Annotated in this window: 18 protein-coding genes; 17 read left to right on the top strand and 1 reads right to left on the bottom strand. The window is 58.6% G+C overall.

Going from position 1 to position 25,501, the window contains the following annotated elements; translation table 11 throughout:
* Positions 1–13: 13 nt before the first annotated feature.
* A complete protein-coding gene (locus tag AOC04_RS18685; RefSeq protein WP_418054953.1) occupies positions 14–2,437 on the bottom strand; it encodes a penicillin-binding protein 1A in 2,424 nt (807 codons plus the stop codon).
* A 207-nt stretch (positions 2,438–2,644) separates the two neighbouring features.
* Between AOC04_RS18685 and pilM the strand changes: the two genes are divergently transcribed.
* The 17 genes from pilM to gspF all read left to right on the top strand — a co-directional run bounded on the left by pilM (position 2,645) and on the right by gspF (position 25,501).
* Entirely contained in the window at positions 2,645–3,610 is a 966-nt protein-coding gene (gene pilM / locus AOC04_RS18680) for a type IV pilus biogenesis protein PilM (RefSeq protein WP_060695989.1), read from the top strand.
* Entirely contained in the window at positions 3,610–4,173 is a 564-nt protein-coding gene (locus tag AOC04_RS18675; RefSeq protein WP_060695987.1) for a PilN domain-containing protein, read from the top strand. The genes pilM and AOC04_RS18675 overlap by 1 nt, the downstream gene beginning before the upstream one ends.
* Positions 4,173–4,793, top strand: coding sequence for a type IV pilus inner membrane component PilO (locus AOC04_RS18670; protein WP_060695985.1), 621 nt, complete (start codon positions 4,173–4,175; stop codon positions 4,791–4,793). The genes AOC04_RS18675 and AOC04_RS18670 overlap by 1 nt, the downstream gene beginning before the upstream one ends.
* On the top strand, positions 4,790–5,317 hold the full coding sequence (locus AOC04_RS18665; RefSeq protein WP_060695982.1) for a pilus assembly protein PilP: 528 nt from the start codon (positions 4,790–4,792) through the stop codon (positions 5,315–5,317). The genes AOC04_RS18670 and AOC04_RS18665 overlap by 4 nt, the downstream gene beginning before the upstream one ends.
* Positions 5,318–5,329: 12 nt before the next feature.
* Positions 5,330–6,685 (top strand): type IV pilus secretin PilQ, encoded by a 1,356-nt coding sequence (locus AOC04_RS18660; RefSeq protein WP_060695980.1) that lies wholly within the window; start codon positions 5,330–5,332, stop codon positions 6,683–6,685.
* Positions 6,686–6,689: 4 nt separating this feature from the next.
* Complete coding sequence (aroK, locus tag AOC04_RS18655) at positions 6,690–7,208, top strand: shikimate kinase AroK (RefSeq protein ID WP_060695977.1); 519 nt, start codon at positions 6,690–6,692, stop codon at positions 7,206–7,208.
* Positions 7,209–7,547: 339 nt separating this feature from the next.
* A complete protein-coding gene (aroB, locus tag AOC04_RS18650; RefSeq protein WP_060695973.1) occupies positions 7,548–8,648 on the top strand; it encodes a 3-dehydroquinate synthase in 1,101 nt (366 codons plus the stop codon).
* A 10-nt stretch (positions 8,649–8,658) separates the two neighbouring features.
* On the top strand, positions 8,659–10,230 hold the full coding sequence (locus AOC04_RS18645) for an AAA family ATPase (RefSeq protein WP_060695970.1): 1,572 nt from the start codon (positions 8,659–8,661) through the stop codon (positions 10,228–10,230).
* Between the two features lie 330 nt (positions 10,231–10,560).
* Positions 10,561–15,009 carry a glutamate synthase large subunit gene (gene gltB / locus AOC04_RS18640; protein WP_060695967.1) on the top strand — a complete coding sequence of 1,483 codons (4,449 nt, stop codon included), beginning with the start codon at positions 10,561–10,563 and terminating at the stop codon, positions 15,007–15,009.
* 33 nt (positions 15,010–15,042) lie between these two features.
* Positions 15,043–16,461: an FAD-dependent oxidoreductase gene (locus tag AOC04_RS18635; RefSeq protein ID WP_060695965.1), complete on the top strand. Its 1,419-nt coding sequence runs from the start codon at positions 15,043–15,045 to the stop codon at positions 16,459–16,461.
* Positions 16,462–16,668: 207 nt separating this feature from the next.
* Positions 16,669–17,736, top strand: coding sequence for a uroporphyrinogen decarboxylase (hemE, locus tag AOC04_RS18630; protein WP_060695964.1), 1,068 nt, complete (start codon positions 16,669–16,671; stop codon positions 17,734–17,736).
* A 486-nt stretch (positions 17,737–18,222) separates the two neighbouring features.
* Positions 18,223–19,695, top strand: coding sequence for an N-acetylglucosamine-binding protein GbpA (gene gbpA / locus AOC04_RS18625; protein WP_060695962.1), 1,473 nt, complete (start codon positions 18,223–18,225; stop codon positions 19,693–19,695).
* 59 nt (positions 19,696–19,754) lie between these two features.
* Positions 19,755–20,288, top strand: coding sequence for a cytochrome b (locus tag AOC04_RS18620; protein ID WP_060695960.1), 534 nt, complete (start codon positions 19,755–19,757; stop codon positions 20,286–20,288).
* A 64-nt stretch (positions 20,289–20,352) separates the two neighbouring features.
* The gene (locus tag AOC04_RS18615) at positions 20,353–20,886 is read left to right on the top strand and encodes a type II secretion system protein N (protein ID WP_237178881.1); all 534 of its coding nucleotides are present in this window, start codon (positions 20,353–20,355) and stop codon (positions 20,884–20,886) included.
* 9 nt (positions 20,887–20,895) lie between these two features.
* Positions 20,896–22,818, top strand: a complete 1,923-nt coding sequence (gene gspD / locus AOC04_RS18610; protein ID WP_060695957.1) for a type II secretion system secretin GspD — start codon at positions 20,896–20,898, stop codon at positions 22,816–22,818.
* A complete protein-coding gene (gspE, locus tag AOC04_RS18605) occupies positions 22,815–24,287 on the top strand; it encodes a type II secretion system ATPase GspE (RefSeq protein WP_060695956.1) in 1,473 nt (490 codons plus the stop codon). Before gspD ends, gspE begins: the two co-directional genes overlap by 4 nt.
* Before the next feature lie 2 nt (positions 24,288–24,289).
* A complete protein-coding gene (gspF, locus tag AOC04_RS18600) occupies positions 24,290–25,501 on the top strand; it encodes a type II secretion system inner membrane protein GspF (RefSeq protein ID WP_060695953.1) in 1,212 nt (403 codons plus the stop codon).

The raw sequence follows: 25,501 nt of genomic DNA, 5'->3' as shown, positions 1-25,501 counted from the left end.
CGGTAGCTCGGCGTCAGAAGAGATCTATCGGCGCGCCATCATCTGCCGGCAGCGGGCTGCCTGGCGCTACGCCATTGCCCAGCTCACTGTTGGTGGGGGGCGTGTCTTCGCTCTTGAACAGCTCGAAATAGGCGCCAGGTGTGCCGGGTGAGGCGATGCGGCCGCTCACCGGGTCTATGCGCAGGCTGAGGATGCCTTCGGGTTCGGGCTGGGTGTGAGCAGGCTTGCCCTTGAGTGCGCCGCCCATGTAGGTCATCCAGATCGGCAGGGCTACGGTGCCACCGTACTCGCGACGCCCGAGGCTTTCGGGTTGGTCGAAGCCGGTCCAGACCGTAGTCACGTAATCGGCGTTGTACCCGGAGAACCATGCGTCCTTGGACTCGTTGGTAGTACCGGTTTTGCCCGACAGATCGGTACGGCCCAATGCCAGGGCGCGGCGCCCGGTGCCGAGCTTGATCACGTCCTGCAGCATGCTGGTCAGGATGTAGGTGGTGCGTCCGTCAACGATGCGCTCGGCGACTGCCTGGGTTTCTGTAGTCGGCAAGCCCGGGGCTGCATTGATGGTGTCGATGGTCAGCGCTGCGGCTTCTGCCGGTACGTCTTTGCTGGCGTTTTTAGGCACGCTTGGCGGGTTGGCGACGAAGAGGGTATCGCCGTTGCGGCTTTCGATCTTGTCGATCAGGTACGGCGTGATCTTGTAACCGCCGTTGGCAAACGTGCTCCAGCCGGTGGCAATTTCCATCGGGGTCAGGGTAGCCGTACCCAGGGCCAGCGACAGATTGCGCGGCAGGTCCTGTTTGTTGAAGCCGAACTTGCTGATGTAGTCGATGGTGTGGTCGACGCCCAGGCTTTGCAGCAAGCGGATCGAGACCAGGTTGCGCGACTTGTACAGCGCCTCGCGTACCCGGATCGGGCCGAGGAACGTATTGGTGTCGTTCTTCGGGCGCCAGACCTTGTCCAGGTACTCGTCGACAAACACGATAGGTGCGTCGTTGACCAGGGTGGCGGCGGTGTAGCCGTTATCCAGCGCTGCGCTGTAGATGAAGGGTTTGAAGCTGGAGCCCGGCTGGCGCTTGGCCTGCATTGCGCGGTTGTAGTTGCTTTGCTCGAACGCGAAACCGCCGACCAGGGCGCGAATGGCGCCGTTGTCCGGGTCAAGGGAAACCAGGGCTCCCTGAACGTTTGGCACCTGGCTGAATTTCAGGCTGCCACTGGCCTGGGGCTGTACGCGAATCAGGTCGCCGACTTGCACGACATCTGAAGGCTGCTTGGGCATTGGGCCCATGCTGTTGGTATTGAGGAACTTGCGCGCCCATTTCATGCTGTCCCACGGCACGTGGCCTTCGCCGGTACGGGTCAGCACTTGCAGGCCGTTTTTGTCGACCTGGGTCACGATGGCTGGCTCCAGACCGCTAAGCGGGCGTTGCTTGGTGAGTTCTTGAGCCCAGGCGGCCGGAGTCTTGCCCGGCAGGTGTGATTCCGGGCCGCGGTAGCCGTGGCGCTGGTCGTAGGCAATCAGGCCTTCGTGAACCGCGGTATTGGCCAGTTCCTGAAGGTTGCTCGGTACGGTGGTGGTAACACGATAGCCTTCGGTGTAGGCCTCGCTGCCGTAGCGACCAACCATTTCGGCGCGGGCCATTTCGGCGATGTAGGGTGCGCTGACTTCCGGGGTTGGCACGTGATAGCTGGCGTTGACCGGCTCTGCGATCGCGGTTTCGTAGCTGGCCTTGTCAATTTTCCCCAGCTTGTACATACGACCCAGAATCCAGTCGCGCCGTTCTTTGCTGCGCACCGGGTTGGCCAGCGGGTTAAAGCGCGAAGGGGCTTTGGGCAGGCCGGCAATCATGGCCATCTGCGCCAGGCTCAGGTCGCGGATCGACTTGCCGTAATAAACCTGCGCTGCGGACTCGATGCCGTAAGCGCGATTGCCCAGGTAAATCTTGTTCACGTACAGCTCAAGGATTTCGTCCTTGGTCAGTTCGCGTTCGATCTCCAGGGCCAGCAGGATTTCATTGGTTTTGCGGGAAAAGCTGCGCTCGCTGGAGAGGAAATAGTTCTTCGCAACCTGCATCGTGATGGTGCTGCCACCCGATTGTATGTGTCCGCTTTTTACCAGCTGGGTTGCGGCGCGCATCAGGCTGCTGGGGTCGACGCCGTAATGATTGGCGAAGTTGTCATCTTCTGCCGACAGCAACGCATTGATGAAATTGGGCGGAATGTCGGCGAACTTGATCGGGGAGCGGCGCATTTCGCCAAACTCTGCGATTAATTTCCCGTCGCTGGTGAAGACCCGCAAAGGAATCTGCAACTGGATACTTCTCAACGACTCTACGGACGGCAAGCCAGGGCTAAGATAGAGAAACGCGCCGCTCAGTACGAGCAGGAGCCCGCAGAACACAGCAACGAAAGACCACCCGAAAAACTTCAGCAGACGAATCAAGGCTTTTGGATTTCCAGATTAAGAAATGGGTTTGCACGTCAGGGTAGTGCGCAAGTGCGACGGGTCGACGATACGGAAAAAAACGCCCGGCATTATAAGCATTTTTCGCTCATGGACGTCATGGACCGCATGTCAGAACGGGTTTTGAACGGATCTCATTTTTTACCCCTCCGTAAGTCACGGATTGCATTAGGGAAAACATCAGTGAGCGGATTATTTAGCAAGTCCGGCCAGCGATACGTGGGGATCGATATCGGTTCGCACGCGATTAAAGTCGTCGAACTGAGCCGTGCGCACGGTGCGTTCAGGCTGCATGCCTATGCCATTGAAGCGCTGGCTCCCCTGTGTACGGAGGATCAGACCGGCGCTGATCCGAAAAGTGTCGCGCAGGCGCTGACGATGGCATTGGAGAGGGCGGGAGTGGTGGCTCGTGAGGCTGTTGTCGCTGTGTCTGACACGCAGGTCATTGGTAAAACCTTTGAGGTGCAAGCGGGCTTGAGTCAGGAAGAACTCGAGCTTCACGTCTGGCTGGAAGCCGAGCAATACCTGCCCTATGCGCTTGAAGATGCTGCGCTGGACTTCGAAGTTCAAGAGGAGCTGTCGATCAATCCGGGGCAAGTCAGCGTTTTGCTGGTGGCGTGTCGGCAAGAGACCCTGGCGTGGTATCAGGCGCTATTGAGCTGTGCCGGATTGCAGGCACGGGTGATCGATGTTCGGCCCCATGCTTTGGCCCGTGCGGTGTTGTGGATGCCGAGTCCGGCTCTGCAAGCCTCAGGCGCAGTGGCAGTGGTTGAGTTCGCTACAGAGACGACCCTGTTAAGCATCGTGCAGCAAGGCCGTGTAACCCATTCCCGGCAATTGCTGTTTGGGGCAGGCGAACCTTGCGATGAAATCTTTAGAGCGCTGGCTGTTCAGCACCTGAGTGACGGGCTTGAGCAGATTGCCGGGTACGGGAATGACAGGCCGGTCGCTTCAATCATGTTGGCGGGCACAGGGGCGTCCCGTCCGGGGCTGGATCGGTGGATTGAAGCGCAGTTGGGCCTGCCGGCATGCGTGGCCAACCCGTTTGCATTCATGGCCCTTGATCCTGCGCTCGCGCCTGAAGCCTTGTTCTGCGATGCTCCGATGCTGTTGACTGCCTTCGGTCTGGCCTTGAGGGGGTTTGATTAATGGCGAGAATCAACTTGCTGCCTTGGCGCGCATTGGCGCGTGAAAAGCGTCGCAGGCGTTTTTTGATCGTTCTGTTAGCCCTGGCGCTGGTGGCGGCAGGTGGTTTGTTGGTGATTGAGCGCTTTATTGACCGTGCGGTTGAGCGCCAGCTGGCACGCAATGACCTGATCAGGAGTGCCACGGTGCAACTGGATGGGCGAGCCCGGCAAATCGATCAGTTGAAGGTGCGGCGCGAGCAATTGCTTGAGCGCATGCAAACCATCGAGACGCTCCAGGCAAACCGGTCGGACAGCGGGATCATCCTGGAGCAATTGGCGCGCAGCCTGCCGGTGGGCGTGTATTTCACCGACGTCAAAATGACTGAGCGCACCATCGTCATCACGGGGGTTGCCCTGTCCAACACACTCGTCGCCGAGTTGATGCGAAATCTGGATGCTTCGCATTGGCTGGAAACGCCGGTGCTCATCGATGTGAAAGCCGGTCCGGTTCAGGCCGGTGGCGACGAGCGGTTGTTTCAGATGACCGTACGCAGCCGGCATGCCCCGGCCGGAGGTACGTTCTAATGGTTGCGCAGTGGCTGGAGAGCCTGCGCAGCCTTGATTTGCGCGAGTTGGAAGCTGGGCATCCGGGGGATTGGTCGGTAAGGCGCAAGTCAGTGGTGGTGCTCGCGTTAACGGGCTTTGTGTCGCTGGCGGGGTATCTGCTGCAGATTCAGTCTCCGTTAATCAGGCTCCAGGAGGAGCGTGCGACGGAGGTGGTGCTCAAGGCCGGATTTGAGGCCAGGGCGTCGCATGTTGCGGGTCTTGATGCCCACCTGCTGCAAATGCAGGAGCTCGAAAACTCATTCAGAAACCTGGTGGTGCAATTGCCCCGCAAGGCAGAAGTGCCCGGGCTGCTGGATGAGATTGCGCGCATAGGCCTGACCAGCGGTCTGCGGATCGAACACATTCACTGGTTGCCTGAAGTTCTTCAGTCTTTTTATACCGAGCTGCCACTGCAGATGTCGCTGGTCGGCGGGTATCACGACTTTGGCCTTTTCGTCAGCGGTCTTGCGAGCTTGCCCCGGGTTGTGACAGTGCAGGACTTTACCCTTGCGGCTCTTGGTGGTTCGGGTAGCGAACAATTGCGCATGACCTTGCTGGCCACTACTTACCGCACCCACGATCAAGGATTGGTCCCATGAGCGCTCGTACCCGGTTATGCGTTCTGGGGTGCATGGTGGCTCTGGCGGGGTGCGACAACACGCAAGGCACCCTGGAGTTGCAAGCCTGGTTTCAGACAGTCCGGTCTCTCCCGGGAGATGCCATTGCGCCTGTCCCGAAAATTGCGCTCCGGCCGCTTTTTGTCTACCAGGCGCAGACTCTTCGCAACCCTTTTATGGCCGCAGGAGAAGGTGCTTCCGGGAGCTGGCAGGCAAGTCTTGCGGGTGACGGGCTTGACGAGAACCGGCCGCGGCAATTTCTGGAGAGTTTTGATCTTGAGCAATTCGAAATGGTCGGCACGCTCACCGGTGCCCAGCAAACCAGCGCCTTGTTGCGGGCTGGCGAGGGTGTCCATCGCTTGAAAACAGGTGATTACCTGGGGCGCAATAACGGTCAGGTTGTCTCGATCGATGCTGCGCAGGTTGAAGTGTTTGAAGTGATTTCTGATGGTCGGGGCGGTTGGCTGGAGCGATCCCTGACGATCCCATTAAAACAGCAGTCTTGACGGAACTACGCCATGAAAAGGATTTTCCCGGTGTTTGGGCTGGCGCTATGGAGTGCGCTGAATTCGCCGCCAATACTGGCGCTCGCACAGGCCGGTGCCCTTGTGGCACCAGGGCCCGAAGCGAGCGGTACGGTGTATGCGGGCGAAAAAATATCGCTTAACTTTCAGGACATCGAAGTGCGTACGGTGCTTCAGTTGCTGGCGGATTTCACCCGATTCAATCTGGTGGTCAGTGACGCCGTAGAGGGCAGTGTGACGCTCACCCTGCAGGATGTTCCCTGGGATCAGGCACTGGAGCTGGTGCTCAAAAGTAAAGACCTCGACAAGCGCCTTGAAGGCAATGTGCTGTTGGTTGCACCGGCTGACGAAATAGACGCCCGTGAACAGCATGAACAAGAAGTGCGAAATAAACTGGCCGAAGCTGTGCCTTTGCGTCGAGAGCTGGTGCAGGTCAGTCATGCCCGGGCAGCAGACATTGCACGGCTGTTCGAGTCAGGGGCCGCTAGCCAGCCTGGCGCAGAAGGGCGGGGCTCGCTGATGGTCGATGAGCGTACCAATCACATCATTGCGCTGCAGTCCCCCGAGCAGCTTGAAGAGTTGCGCCGCATCGTGGCTCAGCTGGATGTGCCGGTGCGTCAGGTAATGATCGAGGCCCGTATTGTTGAGGCCGGGGTGGACTTTGAAAGGAACCTGGGGGTGCGCTGGGGCGGTGCGATCAACCAGGGTGGTAAGTGGAGCGCTGGCGGTCTTGAACCGGCAGGTGGTAGCGGCGATACGAGCTTCGTCGATCTGGGTATCAGGAGTAATTCCTCGGGGTTGGGCATCGCCTTCATCAGCAACAATGTGTTGCTTGACCTGGAGCTCAGCGCCATGGAAAAAACCGGGAATGGCGAAATCATCTCTCAACCCAAGGTCGTTACCGCGGACAAGGAAACCGCCAAAATCCTTAAAGGCACCGAAATCCCCTATCAGGAAACCAGTGGCAGCGGGGCAACCTCGGTGTCGTTCAAGGAAGCGTCGCTGTCGCTTCAAGTGACTCCGCAAATCACTCCGGACAACAGCGTCATCATGGAAGTCGTTGTGACCAAGGACGAGCCTGATTACATCAATATGGTCAACGATGTGCCGCCGATCAAAAAGAATGAGGTCAAGGCCAAAGTGCTGGTTAAAGATGGTGAAACCATTGTGATTGGGGGGGTGTTCTCAAATACTCAAAGCAATGTAATAGATAAAGTGCCATTTTTTGGCGATCTGCCGTATGTTGGCCGACTTTTCCGTAGAGACGTTGTCCAGGAAAAAAAATCCGAACTGCTGGTGTTCCTGACTCCGCGTATCATGAACAACCAGGCGATTGCTGTGAGTCATTGATTCTGTGCGAAATTTGATTCTTGTTGGGCCAATGGGGGCTGGAAAAAGCACCATCGGACGTTTGCTGGCCAAAGAGCTGCACCTGCCTTTCAAAGATTCCGACAAGGAAATTGAATTGCGCACCGGTGCCAATATCCCGTGGATCTTCGATAAAGAAGGCGAACCGGGCTTCCGGGATCGTGAAACGGCAATGATTGCCGAACTTTGCGAGGCCGATGGCGTGGTATTGGCAACCGGTGGTGGCGCGGTCATGCGCCCGGAAAACCGGCTTGCGCTGCGCAATGGCGGGCGGGTGGTGTACTTGCATGCCTCCATTGAACAGCAGGTTGCACGCACCGCGCGTGACCGCAATCGGCCTCTGCTGCGTAATGCGAACCCGGAGAAAATCCTGCGGGACTTGCTGGCGATCCGTGACCCGCTCTACCGGGAAATCGCCGATCTGGTGATCGAAACCGATGAGCGGCCGCCGCGAATGGTGGTGCTGAATATTCTTGAGCGTCTGGCTCAGCTTGCTCCACGGTAGCGGTTGCCTCGACAGCGGTTACAAAAAACCACCGTTCCCTTGACGGTGTATCCATGGCCGGGCCATTAAAGTGCGCTGCGAAATGCGCTATCCTCGGCGCCGGTCATGGACCAGGCAGTCAAATTTAGTGTGGGGCTGGCTCGCCAGCGATGCAGGCGCCGCGGTCTCACAGTTTGACCCGGTTTATGCAGCCGCCGGCAGGCCAGTTCCCACAGAGCTTGTCTTGTATTGTTTCAGCGGTATGGTCAAAGGCTAGAGGGTTGTGTCACTTCCCGGCGCGACCCACACTTGATAATTGTGAGACAGGACGCAGGCTGTCCTTTTTCAATGCGGGGATTCATGCAAACACTGAAGGTTGATCTAGGCGAGCGTAGCTACCCGATTCACATTGGCGAAGGTTTGCTGGATCAGCCGTTGCTGCTGGCTCCGCACATCGCCGGTCGCCAGGTGGCGATTGTGACCAACACCACCATTGCCCCCCTCTATCTTGAGCGCCTGACCCGCAGCCTGGCGGGGTACTCCGTACTGCCGATCATTCTGCCTGATGGCGAATCATTCAAAAACTGGGAAACCCTGCAGCTGATTTTCGATGGCCTGCTCACTGCCCGGCATGACCGTCGCACCACTGTGATTGCTCTTGGTGGCGGTGTGATTGGCGATATGGCGGGGTTCGCAGCTGCCTGTTATCAGCGCGGTGTCGATTTCATCCAGGTGCCGACCACCTTGCTGTCTCAGGTTGATTCGTCAGTTGGCGGCAAAACCGGGATCAACCATCCGCTTGGCAAGAACATGGTCGGTGCGTTCTATCAGCCCAATCTGGTGCTGATCGACACACAGACCCTCAATACGCTTCCTGCCCGCGAATTGTCCGCAGGGCTGGCGGAAGTCATCAAGTACGGGCTGATATGCGACGAGCCTTTCCTGACCTGGCTTGAAGACAACATGGATGCACTGCGTGCCCTTGATCAGGTCGCCCTGACTGCCGCCATTCAGCGCTCGTGCGCCGCCAAGGCCGAAGTGGTCGGCGCCGATGAGCGCGAGTCGGGCCTACGCGCCACGCTCAACCTTGGTCACACCTTTGGCCACGCCATCGAAACCCATATGGGCTATGGCGTCTGGCTACATGGCGAGGCGGTTGCGGCAGGTACGGTGATGGCGCTGGAAATGTCTTACCGCCTGGGCTGGATCAGTCAAGCCGAGCGTGATCGCGGTATCCGCTTGTTCCAGCGTGCCGGTTTGCCGGTTGTGCCGCCTGCAGGCATGAGCGAAGCCGACTTCATGCAACACATGGCAGTTGATAAAAAAGTGATCGACGGTCGTTTGCGACTGGTGCTGCTGCGCCGCATGGGCGAAGCCACAGTGACTGACGATTATCCACAAGAGGTTCTACAAGCCACGCTGGGTGCGGATTACCGCGCACTGGCTCAGCTTAAAGGTTAATAAGATCCTGATGACTAGTTTGCATGCCGACGAGGCGTTCCTCGGTCACTTCCAGCTCAACCACGACCCCTTTGCACCACGGGTGCCGGGGTTCAAGTTTTTTCCTGCCCAGCGCAAGCCGGTGCTGGGGCAATTGCACCACCTAGCGCGCTACAGCCAGTTGCTGTTGGTGGTGACAGGGCCTGAAGGCAGCGGCAAAACCTTGCTGCGTCAGGCGCTGGTGGCCAGTACCAACAAGCAGTCAGTGCAGAGCGTTGTGGTATCGGCACGGGGTGCCGGTGACGCTGCGGGCATCTTGCGCCAGGTGGCGCAAACGCTTAACGCTGCCCGGGCCGATGTGGGGGCGATTCTGGCGCAGGTGGTACAGCTGGCGCTGACCGGCCAGGAAGTTTACCTGCTGGTCGATGATGCCGAGCAGCTCGACGAGTCTGCGCTTGAAGCGTTGCTGGCACTGGCAGCAGGTGCGCCGGAAGGCCGGCCGCATGTATTCCTGTTCGGCGAGCCATCGATGATTGCCGGACTTGAGCAGTTGAGTGCTGATGAAGAGCGCTTCCATGTGATCGAGTTGCAGCCCTACACCGAAGAAGAAACCCGCGAGTATCTGGCTCAGCGGCTTGAAGGTGCCGGGCGCGGAATCGAACTCTTTAGCGCACAGCAGATCTCAGATATACACGAGAGCTCCGAAGGCTGGCCTGGCATCATCAACCAGGTCGCCCGCGATGCAATGATCGAAGCCATGATAGCTAGCCGTTCTGCGGTCAAGCGTCCAAGTATGGGGTTCAAGATGCCTAAGAAACACGTATTGGCCATTGGTGCCGTAGTGGTCGTGGCTGTAGCCGCTGCCATTCTGATTCCGGGTCGCAGCAAAGCACCAACCGCACCCGCTACCGAGCAGACGCAACTGGGCCAGGCTACGCCCAGCAGCGGCGCCAACCCGTCGATAGATTTCGCAGGTTCCTCGCAGCCAATGCCATTGCCGCTGGTGGGCCAGTCGCAGCCGGTAATGCGCGGGCCTCTGGCTGAGGCCGCTGGCGGCATTGCCGAAGGCGATGACGGCGGTGTTCCGGCAGTCGACGGTGGTGTGGCTCAGCCGCCAACCGTAACCACTACCGCGCCACCAGCGGGCGTGACACCTGGCCCTGCGCCTGTAGCCGCACCGCGTCCGGCCCCGGCGCCAGCCGTTGCAGCAGCCAAGCCCGCGCTAGCCCCGGTTGCCAAGCCAGCCCCGGCCCCGGCTCCAAAGCCTGTCGTGAAGCCTGCCGAGAAGCCGGTCACCCTGGCCAAGGCTGCACCGGGCGGTAGCTGGTACTCCAGCCAGCCAGCGACTAACTACGTGGTGCAGATTGTCGGCACCAGCTCCGAAGCGTCTGCGCAAAACGTTGTCAAAGAGGTGGGTGGCGAAGCCCGCTACTTCAAGAAATCGCTCAACGGCAAGCCCCTGTTTGTCGTCACCTACGGCAATTTCCCGAACCATGCCGCAGCAACTGCGGCAATCAAGAACTTGCCAGCGAAGATTCAGGCTGGTAAACCTTGGCCTCGCACTGTCGCCAGCGTCCAACAAGAACTGGCAGCAGCTCGCTGATGCTCCGGCGGCCTTACCCAGGCCGCCGTTCTAGTACATCAAAATTCCAGCTTGTGCCTGCGACTTCTTAAGCCGCAGGCCTTGTGGTGTCTGCGCCGTGTGGCGGTCAACATCAAAAATGTTTTGACTAGCACAGGCAATCGCTTTAAACCTTCATAAATGCGACATGAATTTACGGCAAATCGCCGCTTAATTTGTGAGCCCTTACGTCGGTGTGTAGAATGACCACCCTTTTGCCCTGCCAAGCTGGCGTACGTTCAGCGCGGGGACCAAGTGGTTGAATTAAAAGAAATTTGCCCCTTTATAGGGCAGCCTGGTGAGAAAGTGTCTATGAAAGCAGGTCTGTACCACCCCGATGAATTCAAGGATAACTGTGGTTTCGGCCTGATTGCCCATATGCAGGGCGAACCCAGTCATACCCTTCTGCAAACCGCCATTGAGGCCCTGACCTGCATGACCCACCGCGGTGGGATCAACGCAGACGGCAAGACCGGTGACGGTTGTGGCCTGCTGATTCAAAAACCTGATCTGTTCTTGCGTGCAGTCGCCAAAGAGCAGTTCGGCAATGATTTGCCCAAGCAGTACGCGGTCGGCATGGTGTTTTTCAACCAAGACCCGATCAAGGCTGAAGCGGCCCGTAACAACATGAACCGCGAAATTCTCGCGGCGGGCCTGCAACTGGTGGGCTGGCGCAAAGTGCCAATCGACACCAGCGTCCTGGGCCGTCTGGCGCTGGACCGTCTGCCGCAGATCGAGCAAGTGTTCATTGCCGGTGCCGGCCTGAGCGATCAGGACATGGCGATCAAGCTGTTCAGCGCCCGTCGCCGTTCCTCGGTGGCCAACGCCGCTGATACCGATCACTACATCTGCAGCTTTTCCCACAAGACCATCATTTATAAAGGCCTGATGATGCCGGCGGATCTCACCGCCTTTTATCCGGACCTGAGCGATGAGCGCCTGCAAACCGCGATCTGCGTGTTCCACCAGCGTTTCTCGACCAACACCTTGCCGAAATGGCCGCTGGCCCAGCCATTCCGCTTTCTCGCCCACAACGGCGAGATCAACACCATCACCGGCAACCGCAACTGGGCCCTGGCCCGTCGCACCAAGTTCGCCAACGACCTGATCGGCGACCTCGACGAGCTCGGCCCGCTGGTCAACCGCGTGGGTTCTGACTCCTCCAGCATGGACAACATGCTTGAGCTGATGGTCACCGGCGGTATCGACCTGTTCCGCGGCGTGCGCATGCTGATTCCACCGGCGTGGCAGAACGTTGAAACCATGGACCCCGACCTGCGGGCGTTCTATGAGTACAACTCGATGCACATGGAACCGTGGGACGGCCCGGCGGGCGTGGTAATGACCGACGGTCGTTACGCAGTCTGCCTGCTCGACCGTAACGGTCTGCGTCCGGCGCGCTGGGTCACCACCACCAACGGCTATATCACCATCGCCTCGGAAATCGGCGTGTGGAACTACCAGCCGCAGGACGTGATCGCCAAAGGCCGTGTGGGCCCTGGCCAGATCCTCGCCGTCGATACTGAAACCGGCCAGGTCCTGGACACAGATTCCATCGATAACCGCTTGAAGTCGCGCCACCCCTACAAACAGTGGCTGCGCAAGAATGCCCTGCGCATTCAGGCCACCATTGACGACAATGATCACGGTTCGGCGTTTTACGACGTCGATCAGCTCAAGCAATACATGAAGATGTATCAGGTGACGTTCGAAGAGCGTGACCAGGTGCTGCGTCCATTGGGCGAGCAGGGCTACGAAGCCGTGGGCTCGATGGGTGACGACACGCCAATGGCCGTCTTGTCCCAGCGTGTGCGCACGCCGTATGACTACTTCCGCCAGCAGTTCGCGCAGGTCACTAACCCGCCGATCGATCCGCTGCGTGAAGCCATCGTCATGTCGCTGGAAATCTGCCTCGGTGCCGAGCGCAACATCTTCCAGGAATCCCCTGAGCACGCTTCCCGGGTCATCCTCAGTTCGCCAGTGATCTCGCCTGCCAAATGGCGCTCACTGATGAACCTCGAGCTGCCGGGCTTTGAGCGTCAGATCATCGACCTCAACTACGACCAGTCGGTTGGCCTTGAAGCGGCGGTGCGTAACATTGCCGACCAGGCTGAAGAAGCCGCCCGTGCCGGCCGTACGCAAATTGTCCTGACCGACCGCCATATCGCGCCGGGCAAGCTGCCGGTTCATGCCTCGCTGGCCGTGGGCGCTGTTCACCACCGCCTGACCGAAAAAGGCCTGCGCTGCGACAGCAACATCCTGGTAGAAACCGCAACTGCCCGTGACCCGCATCACTTTGCGGTACTGATCGGTTTCGGTGCTTCGGCGGTCTACCCGTTCCTGGCCTACGAAGTGCTGGGTGATCTGATCCGTACCGGCGAAGTGCTGGGCGACCTTTACGAAGTCTTCAAAAACTACCGTAAGGGCATCACCAAAGGCTTGCTCAAGATCCTCTCGAAGATGGGCATTTCGACCATTGCCTCGTACCGCGGTGCGCAGCTGTTCGAAGCCATTGGCCTGTCCGAAGAAATCTGTGACCTGAGCTTCCGCGGCGTACCGAGCCGGATCAAGGGCGCACGTTTCATCGACCTTGAAGCCGAGCAAAAGCTGCTGGCAGCCGAAGCCTGGAGCGCGCGCAAGCCGATCCAGCAAGGCGGTCTGCTCAAGTACGTGCACGGCGGCGAATACCACGCCTACAACCCGGACGTGGTTGCCACCTTGCAAGCGGCCGTACAGCAGGGCGACTACAGCAAATTCAAGGAATACACCGCACTGGTCGACAAACGCCCGGTGTCGATGATCCGCGATCTGTTCAAGGTCAAAACCCTCGACACGCCGCTGTCCATCGACCAGATCGAACCCCTGGATTCGATCCTCAAGCGTTTCGACTCGGCGGGTATCTCCCTCGGCGCACTGTCCCCGGAAGCCCACGAAGCCCTGGCCGAAGCCATGAACCGGTTGGGCGCACGCTCCAACTCCGGTGAAGGCGGCGAAGACCCGGCGCGTTACGGCACCATCAAGAGCTCGAAAATCAAGCAAGTGGCCACCGGTCGTTTCGGTGTCACCCCGGAATACCTGGTCAATGCCGAAGTGCTGCAGATCAAGGTGGCCCAGGGCGCCAAGCCGGGCGAAGGCGGGCAACTGCCAGGCGGCAAGGTCAACGGTCTGATCGCCAAACTGCGTTACGCAGTACCCGGCGTGACCCTGATCTCGCCACCGCCGCACCACGATATCTACTCCATCGAAGACTTGTCGCAGCTGATTTTTGACCTCAAACAGGTCAATCCCAAGGCACTGGTCTCGGTCAAGCTGGTAGCGGAAGCGGGCGTCGGCACCATCGCCGCAGGTGTGGCCAAGGCCTATGCCGACCTGATTACCATCTCCGGTTATGACGGCGGCACCGGCGCCTCGCCCCTGACTTCGATCAAATACGCGGGCGCACCGTGGGAACTGGGCCTGGCCGAAACCCACCAGACCCTGCGCGGCAACGACCTGCGCGGCAAGGTTCGGGTACAAACCGACGGTGGCCTGAAAACCGGCCTCGACGTGATCAAGGCCGCGATCCTCGGCGCTGAAAGTTTCGGCTTCGGCACCGCACCAATGATCGCCCTGGGCTGTAAATACCTGCGTATTTGCCACCTCAACAACTGCGCGACCGGCGTGGCGACCCAGAACGAATCGCTGCGTAAAAACCACTACATCGGCACTGTCGACATGGTGGTCAACTTCTTCACCTACGTGGCTGAAGAAACCCGCGAATGGCTGGCCAGGCTCGGTGTACGCACCCTCGAAGAGCTGATCGGGCGTACTGACCTGCTGGAAATCCTGCAGGGCGAGACGGCCAAGCAGCACAACCTCGACCTGACGCCGCTGCTGGGCAGCGACCATATCCCGGCCGACAAGCCGCAGTTCTGTCAGGTAGAGCGCAACCCGCCGTTCGACAAAGGCCTGCTGGCCGAGAAGATGGTCGACATGGCCACTTCGGCCATCAACGACATGAGTGGCGCGGACTTCGCCCTGGACATCTGTAACTGCGACCGTTCGATCGGTGCCCGTATTTCGGGTGAGATCGCCCGTGCCCACGGCAACCAGGGCATGGCCAAGGCGCCAATCACGTTCCGCTTCAAAGGCACTGCTGGCCAGAGCTTTGGTGTGTGGAACGCCGGCGGCCTGAACATGTACCTCGAAGGCGATGCCAACGACTACGTGGGCAAAGGGATGACCGGCGGCAAGCTGGTGATCGTGCCGCCTGCAGGCAGCGTCTACAAAACCCAGGACAGCGCAATTATCGGCAACACCTGCCTGTACGGCGCCACCGGCGGCAAGCTGTTTGCTGCGGGTACTGCGGGCGAGCGTTTCGCCGTGCGTAACTCCGGTGCCCACACCGTGGTTGAAGGCACGGGTGATCACTGCTGTGAATACATGACTGGCGGTTTCGTCTGCGTATTGGGCAAGACCGGTTACAACTTCGGCTCGGGCATGACCGGCGGTTTCGCCTACGTGCTGGATCAGGACAACACCTTCGTAGACCGGGTGAACCACGAACTGGTGGAAATCCAGCGTATCAGCGGCGAAGCGATGGAGGCCTATCGCAACCATCTGCAACACGTGCTGGACGAATACGTTGAGGAAACCAACAGCGAGTGGGGCCGTAACCTCTCGGAAAACCTCGATGATTACCTGCGTCGTTTCTGGATGGTCAAGCCTAAGGCTGCCAGCTTGAAATCGCTGCTTTCCAGCATCCGTGCCAATCCGCAGTGATATGCGCCTGAAGAGTTTGATGAGGTTTTAACAATGGCTGAACGTCTGAATAACGACTTCCAGTTCATCGATGTCGGGCGCAAAGATCCGAAGAAGAAACTGTTACGTCAACGCAAAAAAGAGTTCGTGGAAATCTACGAACCCTTCAAACCCCAGCAGTCGGCCGAGCAGGCCCACCGCTGCCTGGGTTGCGGTAACCCGTACTGTGAATGGAAATGCCCTGTGCATAACTTCATTCCCAACTGGCTCAAGCTGGTAGCCGAGGGCAACATCCTCGCCGCCGCCGAGCTGTCGCACCAGACCAACACCCTGCCCGAAGTGTGCGGCCGGGTGTGCCCGCAAGACCGTCTGTGCGAGGGTGCCTGCACCCTCAACGACGGGTTCGGCGCGGTCACCATCGGTTCGGTCGAGAAGTACATCACCGACACCGCCTTTGCCATGGGCTGGCGCCCGGACATGTCCAGGGTGGTGCCGACCGGCAAACGTGTGGCGATCATCGGTGCCGGGCCTGCGGGCCTGGGCTGTGCCGATGTGCTGGTGCGTGGCGGCGTGACCCCGGTGGTCTTCGACAAGAATCCGGAAATCGGCGGTCTGCTGACCTTCGGCATCCCGGAGTTCAAACTCGAAAAAACCGTGCTTAGCCACCGTCGCGAAGTCTTCACCGGCATGGGGATCGAGTTCCGCCTCAATACCGAGATCGGCAAGGACATCAGCATGGAGCAGCTGCTGGCCGAGTACGACGCGGTATTCATGGGCATGGGCACTTACACCTACATGAAGGGCGGCTTTGCCGGTGAAGACCTGCCGGGCGTCCACGACGCGCTGGACTTCCTGATCGCCAACGTCAACCGCAACCTGGGCTTTGAAAAGTCGCCGGAAGACTTCGTCGACATGAAAGGCAAAAAGATTGTGGTGCTCGGTGGCGGCGACACGGCCATGGACTGCAACCGTACTTCGATCCGTCAGGGCGCCAAATCGGTGACCTGTGCCTATCGTCGTGACGAAGCCAACATGCCCGGCTCGCGCAAAGAGGTGAAGAACGCCAAGGAAGAGGGCGTGAAATTCCTCTACAACCGCCAGCCGATCGCCATTGTCGGCGAAGGTCGGGTCGAAGGCGTGAAGGTGGTCGAGACCCGTCTCGGCGAACCGGACGCCCGCGGCCGTCGCAGCCCGGAGCCGATCCCGGGTTCTGAAGAGATCATCCCGGCGGACGCCGTGATCATCGCTTTCGGTTTCCGCCCGAGCCCGGCGTCATGGTTTGAGCAGTTCGAGATCCAGACCGACAGTCAGGGCCGTGTCATTGCACCCGAGCAGTCGCAGTTCAAACACCAGACCAGCCACCCGAAGATCTTTGCCGGTGGTGACATGGTGCGCGGCTCCGACCTGGTGGTCACCGCGATCTTCGAAGGCCGCACCGCGGCTGAAGGGATCATGGATTACCTGGGCGTGTGATGCGGTTGTAATTTGTGAAATATGATCAAAATGTGGGGGCTGGCTTGCCAGCTCCCACACAAACCTCATTGCAGAATGGGGTTTGTGGTCTGCGCCAAATCAAAATCTCCGCGACAAATCGACCCGATAGATAAAAGGCACGGCTCTTGCCGTGCCTTTTGCGTCCGTCTCTGAGAAAATGCCCCCACTTTTTTTCCGGATGCAGACATGACTGATCTCAAGAATGACCGTTTCCTTCGCGCTTTGCTCAAGCAACCCGTAGATGTCACGCCTGTCTGGATGATGCGTCAGGCCGGTCGCTATCTGCCGGAGTACCGCGCGAGCCGCGCCAAGGCCGGCGATTTCATGAGCCTGTGCAAGAACGCCGAGTTCGCCTGTGAAGTCACCATGCAGCCTCTGGACCGCTTCCCGCAGCTGGATGCGGCCATCCTCTTCTCCGACATCCTGACCATCCCCGATGCCATGGGTCAGGGCCTGTACTTCGAAACCGGCGAAGGCCCGCGCTTCAAAAAAGTGGTCAGCACCCTGGCCGACATCGAAGCCCTGCCGATTCCGGACCCGCAAAAAGACCTCGGCTACGTGATGAACGCGGTCAGCACCATCCGCCGCGAGCTCAACGGCCGTGTGCCGCTGATCGGCTTCTCCGGCAGCCCGTGGACCCTGGCCACTTATATGGTCGAAGGCGGTTCGTCGAAAGACTTCCGCAAGACCAAGGCCATGCTCTACGACACCCCGCACGCCATGCACCTGTTGCTCGACAAGCTCGCGCAGTCGGTGACGTCCTACCTCAATGGCCAGATTCTGGCCGGAGCCCAGGCCGTACAAATCTTTGATACCTGGGGCGGCAATCTGTCGTCTGCGGCCTATCAGGAGTTTTCGCTGGCCTACATGCGCAAAATCGTCAGCGGTCTGATCCGCGAGCATGAAGGGCGCAAAGTACCGGTGATCCTGTTCACCAAAAATGGCGGCCTGTGGCTCGAAAGCATTGCCGATGCCGGCGCTGATGCGCTGGGCCTGGACTGGACCTGCGATCTGGGTGAAGCCCGTCAGCGCGTCGGTAACAAGGTTGCGCTGCAAGGCAACATGGACCCGACTGTGCTTTACGCCAACCCCGAGGCGATCCGTACCGAGGTCAAGCGCATTCTGGCCAGCTACGGCAAGGGTTCGGGCCACGTATTCAACCTGGGGCATGGCATTACCCCGGAAGTGAAACCGGAACATGCCGGCGCCTTTATCAGCGCCGTGCACGAGTTCTCGGGCCAGTATCACGAGTAAGCTCAACGCCCATAAAAAACCCGGCCGATGCCGGGTTTTTTGTTTTTTGCGTGTTTATCCTTTGATCGATCGGATATTTTTAGGATTTTATCTCAGTCGCTAGGAGTTTTCCTATTTTAATTTTCCCGCGTGTCCGTAAGATGCCGGCACTAGATGTTTAATCCCATGTGAAACAAATTAGCTAGATGACTTTCTGGTTTGTGCTGTTTGCAGAGGTGCCAGGACAAATTAGTGGTTGTCTGCGCAGGACCGAGCTTGTCTGGAACTCGTCATTGTCGATAACGCGTTTATATCGGGTTAGTGTGGAATTTTTCAGGTTGGAGCGTACCAGTCAGCCGTCAATTTGAGGCCGCAGAAGTTGAGGTTGAATGACGCTTAACTAACCGGCGCTGGTCATATCTATTTGTTATTTTGCCTAAGTATATAAATAGCAGGTCTTGATCAGCGGAACAGAGTTGTTCAATAAATAAAGCTAAAGGAAACTTTATGAAACGTGCACATTCAACGTCCCGTGTAATGATGGGGTGTGCGTCCTCGTTAACGCTTATGGCTACACTGTTTGCCTCGCAACAAGCAGCGGCTCACGGTTATATGAGTGAGCCGCCTTCGCGTGCATATGCGTGCAGGTTGGCATTGAATACTGGTTGTGGTGCTGCCGAGTACGAGCCGCAATCCGTTGGCGAAGGGCCCAAGGGCTTTCCGGCACAGGGCCCGGTTGACGGCAAGCTGGCAAGTGGCGGTCTCACCCAGTTCGCAGCTGTTGACGCACAGTCGGCGACCCGTTGGCACCTGACCGACATCACCGAGCGTAACATCCAGTTCTCCTGGTTCTATACGGCGGCCCATAAAACCACTAAATGGGAATACTTCATTACCAAGGCCGGCTGGAACCCGAATCTGCCCCTGAGTCGTGCCAGCTTTGATGCAACTCCGTTTTGCAGTGTGGAAGGGGGTGGGAGCGTACCTATCAATGGCAATGAAGGCGGCACCGGACCTGGCGCGGTAAAACACGACTGCGTGATTCCTGCAGATCGTAACGGTCAGCACATCATTCTGGGTGCATGGACCATTGATAACACCGCGGCAGCCTTCTACAACGTCGTCGATGTGAACATCGTGGCTGCTGCTCCGGATCCGGATGGCTGGAGCAATGTCGGTGTCGTTGCGCCTACCCAGACGCTGCTGCCAGGTGACACGGTTACAGCCCGCGCATTCACTGGCAGTGCTGAAAGCGCGCAATACAGCTTCAGCATCGGTATCGATTCTGCCGAAGAGGGTCAGCCTGCCAACTGGGCTTTCAAACTGGCCGAAACGGTGAATGCAGCGAACAAGCCAGTGCGTGCAGGTGTGCGTAACGAAGAGGGCGCCATTGAGCCGATCAAGGGCACCAACACCTTCTATGCCAAGGCTGAAAGTGGTGTGACCAGCTACCAGATGCAGACCACTATGGTCCCGGATCCGGGTGCTTACATGCATGTGCATGATGTTGCCGCCGAGTACGTATTGGACAAAGGTCAGACCAACATCAGCATGACCCTGATGACCAACAAAAACATCTCGGTAGAAGCGACTGTTTACAACGATGCCAACAAGCCAGTGGGTCAGTCCACGCAAATGGTCAATGCCACCACTGTACCGATGACGGTAGCGGTGAAAAGTGCTCCGGGTGCCCACTCCTTGAAGCTGATTGCAACCAGTGCAGACGGGCGCGAAAACTTCCAGGAACTGAAAGAAATCACCTTGACCGGTGAAGGCGGTTCTCAGGATTACGACGCCATCTTCCCGGAAGGCATTAAAGACTACAAAGCAGGCACCACCGTGCTGCAGCCAAAAACCGGCCTGGTGTATGAATGCAAGCCGTTCCCGTATTCGGGTTGGTGCTCGCAATACTCGCCAACAGCTACCCATTACGAGCCGGGAACCGGTTCGCACTGGGCGGATGCCTGGATTGAGAAGTAAGCAACTCTGAAATGACCGGGCCGTTCTTGATGAGCGGCCCGGTGCTTAATGAGCCCCCTATGATCAGCCTGAACATTACTATGCAAAAAATCGAATACACAAAATTACAAAAGGCTCTTCATGCTATTTCGGCGCTCATGATTTTGTGGTTGTTGATGTCGGGTTTTTACGCAGGGTTAATCAAGGAAGAGGAACCGTTAAAGCATGTTATCGGCGCTTTTAATGTATCCCTAAGTTTGCTGTTGATCCCTATTTTTCTGGTGCGCACTTATGTGTCATTTGGCCGGGGTTATGCAGCGGTGAAAGGTGATAAAAATCTGGCGCACTGGATGGCGTTTATTATTCACACAATGATGTATGTGCTGGTGATGTTAGTGCTGGTGTCAGGTATTTTGATGATGGACCGGCCGATTGTTTTTTTTGACGTTTTCTCTTTTCCTCAGCCCTTAAGTAATAGTGAAGCTATTGCTTTTTATTTTCGTTTTCATATAGCTGTTTGCCTGCTATTGGCCTTGCTGGTGACGCTGCATATTGCTGCCGTCATCAAGCATCAACTGGCAGGGCAGTCGGTTATCAAGCGCATGGCTTTCTGAACGTGTTCAGGGCGCAACATTAAATGCTTCATCAGACTGACCCGGGAACAAAGATGAGACGGTTTTGAACAGATCGACAATAGCGGTCAATCGCTATTGGTCAGTCGTATTGAAGTGGATCTTGCTGGTAGTGCCGGTCATCTATGGCGGCTATTTGGCGTGGCAAGAACAGGTCTATCGCCAGTCTCTACGCGCGGTGCCCGTTTTTGCCCCCGTCAGTGCGTTACCCGTAGCGGTTCCCGATGCGTTCAAGCCCGACGCGATTGCCACTGTACTCGGCCTTGGTGCGCAGAATACCTGGGTGCAAAGTGCCGAGGCCTTGCAGTTACGGGCCTGTTTTGTGACCAATGACGGCACCTCTCAAGCCTTGTTGGCAGACACCCGCACGGCTCGCTTTTACTCGCAAGGCGAGCGCTTGCCCGGTGGCAGTGTTCTGCGCCGGGTCGAGGTGGATCACGTGGTGCTTTGGCGCAATGGTCGCGAAGAGCGCCTGGCCCTCAGGCCCGCAGGCAAGCATGTCTTGCCAGTGTCCAGTACTGACAGTGCCACCCCCGGAGCTGGCTTCCTTCACTTGCGGCCCTTCGCCGAGCAACCTTAGAGAAACTCCATGACCAAGCCCAATGCGTTCGGCATCGGCCACTTTTTAGCCTGTGGCGCTGTGTCCATTGTGTTGCTGTTGCAACCTTCGGCGCATGCGGACGGGCGCTACTGGCAGCTGGCAATGAAAGACGCGGAGCTGCGTGATGTGGTTCAGGAAATGTCCTCGGTACTCGGTGCCACAGTGGTGCTCGACCCTCGTGTACAGGGTCGCGTTACCGTTGTTTCCGATGAGGCCCTGGACCGTGAAGGCGTACGCCGATTGTTTTATTCAGTGCTGGATGCCCAGGGATTCTCGATTATCGATGAGGGTGACCGGCTGTTAATCATCCCGGCTGCGGATGCGAAATCCCGTGCCGGCCAGAACAGTACCGACACTGAGCCCGCCCAGGCGTTCGTGACCCGGGTCGTTGAGCTCAATGACAGTGTGGCTGCCGATCTGGCAGGGCTGCTGCGTCCCCTGGTGTCCAGCAACGGTTACATTGGACCCTCGGTGTCGGCCAATGCGCTGATCATTACCGATACCGCTGCCAACACCCGTCGAATCCTCGACATTGTTCGTCAGCTGGATGCAGGTACCCGCTACGGCCACTCCCTGGTGGAGCTCAAGCACGGTCTGGCCAGTGACATCGCCAAGGTCATGGAGCAATCACTGGACAAAAAAGCCACGGGCGCGAGCAGCCAGGTTATCCCGGACATGTCGGGCAATCGCCTGGTGATTCTGGGCAGTGAAGCGGCCCGCAAGCGCTTGAACACCTTGGCCCGGACCCTTGATACGCCGACTAATCCGCGCCAGGAAAACTCCCGGGTCATCCGCCTGCGTCACAGCGATGCCAAGCAACTGGCCGAGGTGCTGGAAACGATAGGGCAAGGCATGAAGCAAGAGACGGCGTTGGCCGGTGCCGCACAATCGGCGAATTCGCGGGACGTCATGGTGGCAGCCGATGAGAGCCAGAATGCGCTGGTGATCATGGCCGATCCAGCCCGGGTCCGCGCCCTCGAAAGCATAGTGCGCGAGCTCGATCAACCACGCTCGCAAGTGTTGATTCATGCGGCCATTGTGGAAATCTCCGGTGACATTGTTGAAACCCTCGGCGTGCAATGGGGGGCGAACACCGGCAGTGCACAAGGCGCGATTACCTTCCCGGGTACTAATTTGCAAATCGGCGGATGGTCTGCCAGCAATGGCCAGTTGCCTGAAGGCGCGGCGCTACAAATCGGCGGTGACCGCTTCAGCGCCCTGATATCGGCCCTGGCCAGCGATACCAATAACAACGTGTTGTCCACACCGAGCCTGTTAACCCTGGACAACCAGGAAGCAGAAATTCTGGTTGGGCAAAACGTGCCGTTCAAAACCGGGTCATACACCGGCCCCGGTGATGATTCGCAAAATCCGTTCACCACTGTGACGCGCCAGGACATTGGCATCAGCCTGAAAATCAAACCGCACATCAATGACGGCAGCTCGTTGCGGCTTGAGGTCGAACAGGAAAATTCAGAAATCGCGCCTTCATTGCAAGGCGTCGATTCGACAGACCTGATTACCAACAAGCGCGCCCTCAAAAGCACCATCCTGGCGGAGGACGGCGAAATAATCGTTATTGGTGGCCTGATCAAGGACAGCGTGCGCACCCAGGTCAGTGGCGTACCCTTGCTGCGCAGCATTCCATACCTGGGAGCGCTGTTTCGCTGGAATAAAGACACCCACAGCAAAACCAACCTGATGGTGTTTCTGCGCCCGACCATCGTGCGCAGCAAGCACGATATCCGGGAGTTCAGCGACAACAACTACAACGCCCTGCGCCACCTGAGCCAGCCCGCCAGCAAGGAGGGCCGCGGGTTGCTGCCGGTTGACCCGCATCAGATGTTTGACCCCAACCAGCAAGCTCCGGCCACGGTCGACTTGCGCCCCTCGAAAGCAGCGCGTCCATGACATCGCCGAGCCTGCGATTGCCGTTCAGCTTCGCCCGCCGTTTCGGGGTGTTACTGGACTTCACTGCGAGCCCGCCAGCTTTGTTGATCCGCGCGGATACACCATTGACCGCCCTGGCCGAAGCACGGCGCTGGGCTGGCCAGGCACTGGACCTGCAAGCAGTGACAGATACACGCTTCAGTGAGTTGTTAGCCAATAGCTACAGTGCTGGCCAAAGTGCCGCCGAGCAGGTGGCCCAAGGACTGGACGAGGAACTCGATCTGATGAGCCTCGCTGAACAGGTGCCGCAAACCGCCGATTTGCTGGAGCAAGAAGGCGACGCGCCGATCATCCGGTTGATCAATGCCTTGTTGCGTGAAGCCATGCGCGAAAAAGCCTCGGATGTTCACCTTGAAACCTTCGAGCATTACTTGTCGGTACGCATGCGCGTCGACGGTCAGCTGCGTGAGGTGCTGCGGCCCAAGCGTGAACTGGCCAACTTGCTGGTGTCGCGAATCAAAGTCATGGCGCGGCTGGACATCGCCGAAAAACGCGTACCGCAAGATGGCCGTATCAGCCTGAGACTGGCCGGGCATGAAGTGGATGTTCGCGTATCGACCTTGCCTTCGGCCCATGGCGAGCGCGTGGTCATGCGTTTGCTCGACAAACAGGCCGGGCGCCTGGACTTGAAATGCCTGGGCATGCCAGCTCCCATTCTGAGTCGCTTTGAACAGGTGTTGGCGCGTCCCCACGGCATATTTCTGGTAACGGGGCCGACCGGCTCGGGCAAAACCACTAGCCTGTACGCCGCGCTGAGCCATCTGAACCATCAGTCCCGTAACATCCTGACGGTCGAAGACCCGGTGGAGTATCACCTGCCGGGCATCGGTCAAACGCCGGTCAACACCAAGGCCAATATGACCTTCGCCCGCGGTTTGCGGGCGATTTTGCGGCAAGACCCGGATGTGGTCATGGTGGGGGAAATCCGCGATCAGGAAACTGCCGAAATTGCCGTACAGGCCTCGCTGACCGGGCACCTGGTACTTTCGACCTTACACACCAACAGTGCCATTGGCGCAGTCACCCGCCTGGTAGACATGGGGGTTGATGCCTACCTGCTGGCGTCCTCGCTTATCGGCGTATTGGCTCAGCGCCTGCTGCGCACCCTGTGCGCTGACTGCAAAGTCCCCTACCTCGCCGATCCGCAAACCTGTGTCCGGCTCGGGTTAGCTGACTCGGCCAGCCTGACCCTGTATCGCGCGCAGGGTTGCAGTCATTGTCAGCAAGGTTATCGCGGCCGTACCGGCATCTATGAATTGATTGGCATCACTGCGACGCTGGCCGGTTTGATCCACCGGGGTGCGAGTGAACCGGAGCTGACAGGCGAGGCGCGGCGACTGTCTCCCGGATTGTTTCAGGATGGCCAGCGGCTAGTAATTGAAGGCATCACCAGCCTCAACGAACTGCTGCGTGTCACCCAGGAGGACTGAGCATGCCGGCTTTTGACTATCAGGCGCAGGACGCCAGCGGGCGCAACTGTCGCGGACAGCAAGAGGCCGACAGCGCGCGTCATGCGCGGCAGATTTTGCGCGAACGGGGAATGCGCGTGACCCGCCTGACTGCGGCCAGGAAAAATGCCCGTGGCACTGGCTTCGGGCAGTCGGCAACCCGGCTCGGTGTGACCGACCTGGCCCTGCTAACCCGGCAATTATCGACTCTGGTTCATGCCGGCCTGCCTCTTGAAGAAGCCCTGGCCGCAGTGACGGCCCAGAGCGAAAAGCGCGCGGTGAGCAACCTGTTGGCCGCGGTACGTAGCCGGGTGCTGGAAGGTCATGCCTTGGCCACTGCGATGTCGGCGTTTCCCCGGGCATTCCCGGAGTTATTTCGCGCGACGGTCGCCGCCGGTGAGCGCAGCGGCCACTTGGGTCAGGTGCTGGAGCAACTGGCCGACTACACCGAAGCCAGGCATGCCTCGCGCCAGAAAATCCAGCTGGCACTGGTCTACCCGATGATCCTGATGTTTGCCTCGGTGGCCATCGTTGGCTTCTTGCTCGGTTACGTGGTGCCCGACGTGGTCAAAATATTTGTCGACAGCGGTCAGCCGTTGCCTCTGTTGACCCAGGCCATGATCGCCACGAGCAGCGCTCTGCGACGCTACGGCTGGTTATTGCTGGTGCTGCTGGTTGCGGGTATTTGCATGGCGCGCTGGGTGTTGCGCCAACCCCGGTTAAAACTGCGCTGGCACGGGTTGCTGCTCGACTTGCCGATGGTGGGCAAGTTGCTACGTGCAATGGAAGCAGCACGGTTTGCCAGCACTCTGGCGATTTTGGGCAAGAGTGCTGTGCCCCTGGTCGATGCTCTGGAAATCTCCGCCACGGTGATTGCGAACTTTGCCATCCGTCAACGCATGCTCGATGTCGCCCGCTCCGTGCGCGAAGGCGGCACCTTGGCCCGTGGGCTGGAACGCAGCGGGGACATCCCGCCGATGATGCTGCACCTGATTGCCAGCGGCGAGCGGGCCGGCGAGCTGGACAGCATGCTGGCGCGCGCTTCCGAACAGCAGGAAAAAACCCTCGCCTCGCGTATCGCCCTGGTCGTCAGCCTGTTTGAGCCCCTCATGCTGGTACTGATGGGAGGAGTGGTACTGCTGATTGTCATGGCCATTCTGTTGCCGATTCTTAGTCTCAATCAACTGGTGAACTGA

It is taken from the genome of Pseudomonas versuta, from assembly GCF_001294575.1.
Taxonomy (GTDB): Bacteria; Pseudomonadota; Gammaproteobacteria; order Pseudomonadales; family Pseudomonadaceae; genus Aquipseudomonas; species Aquipseudomonas versuta.
Note: the sequence above shows the minus strand (reverse complement) of the source record. Positions and strands in the feature narration are given on the sequence as shown.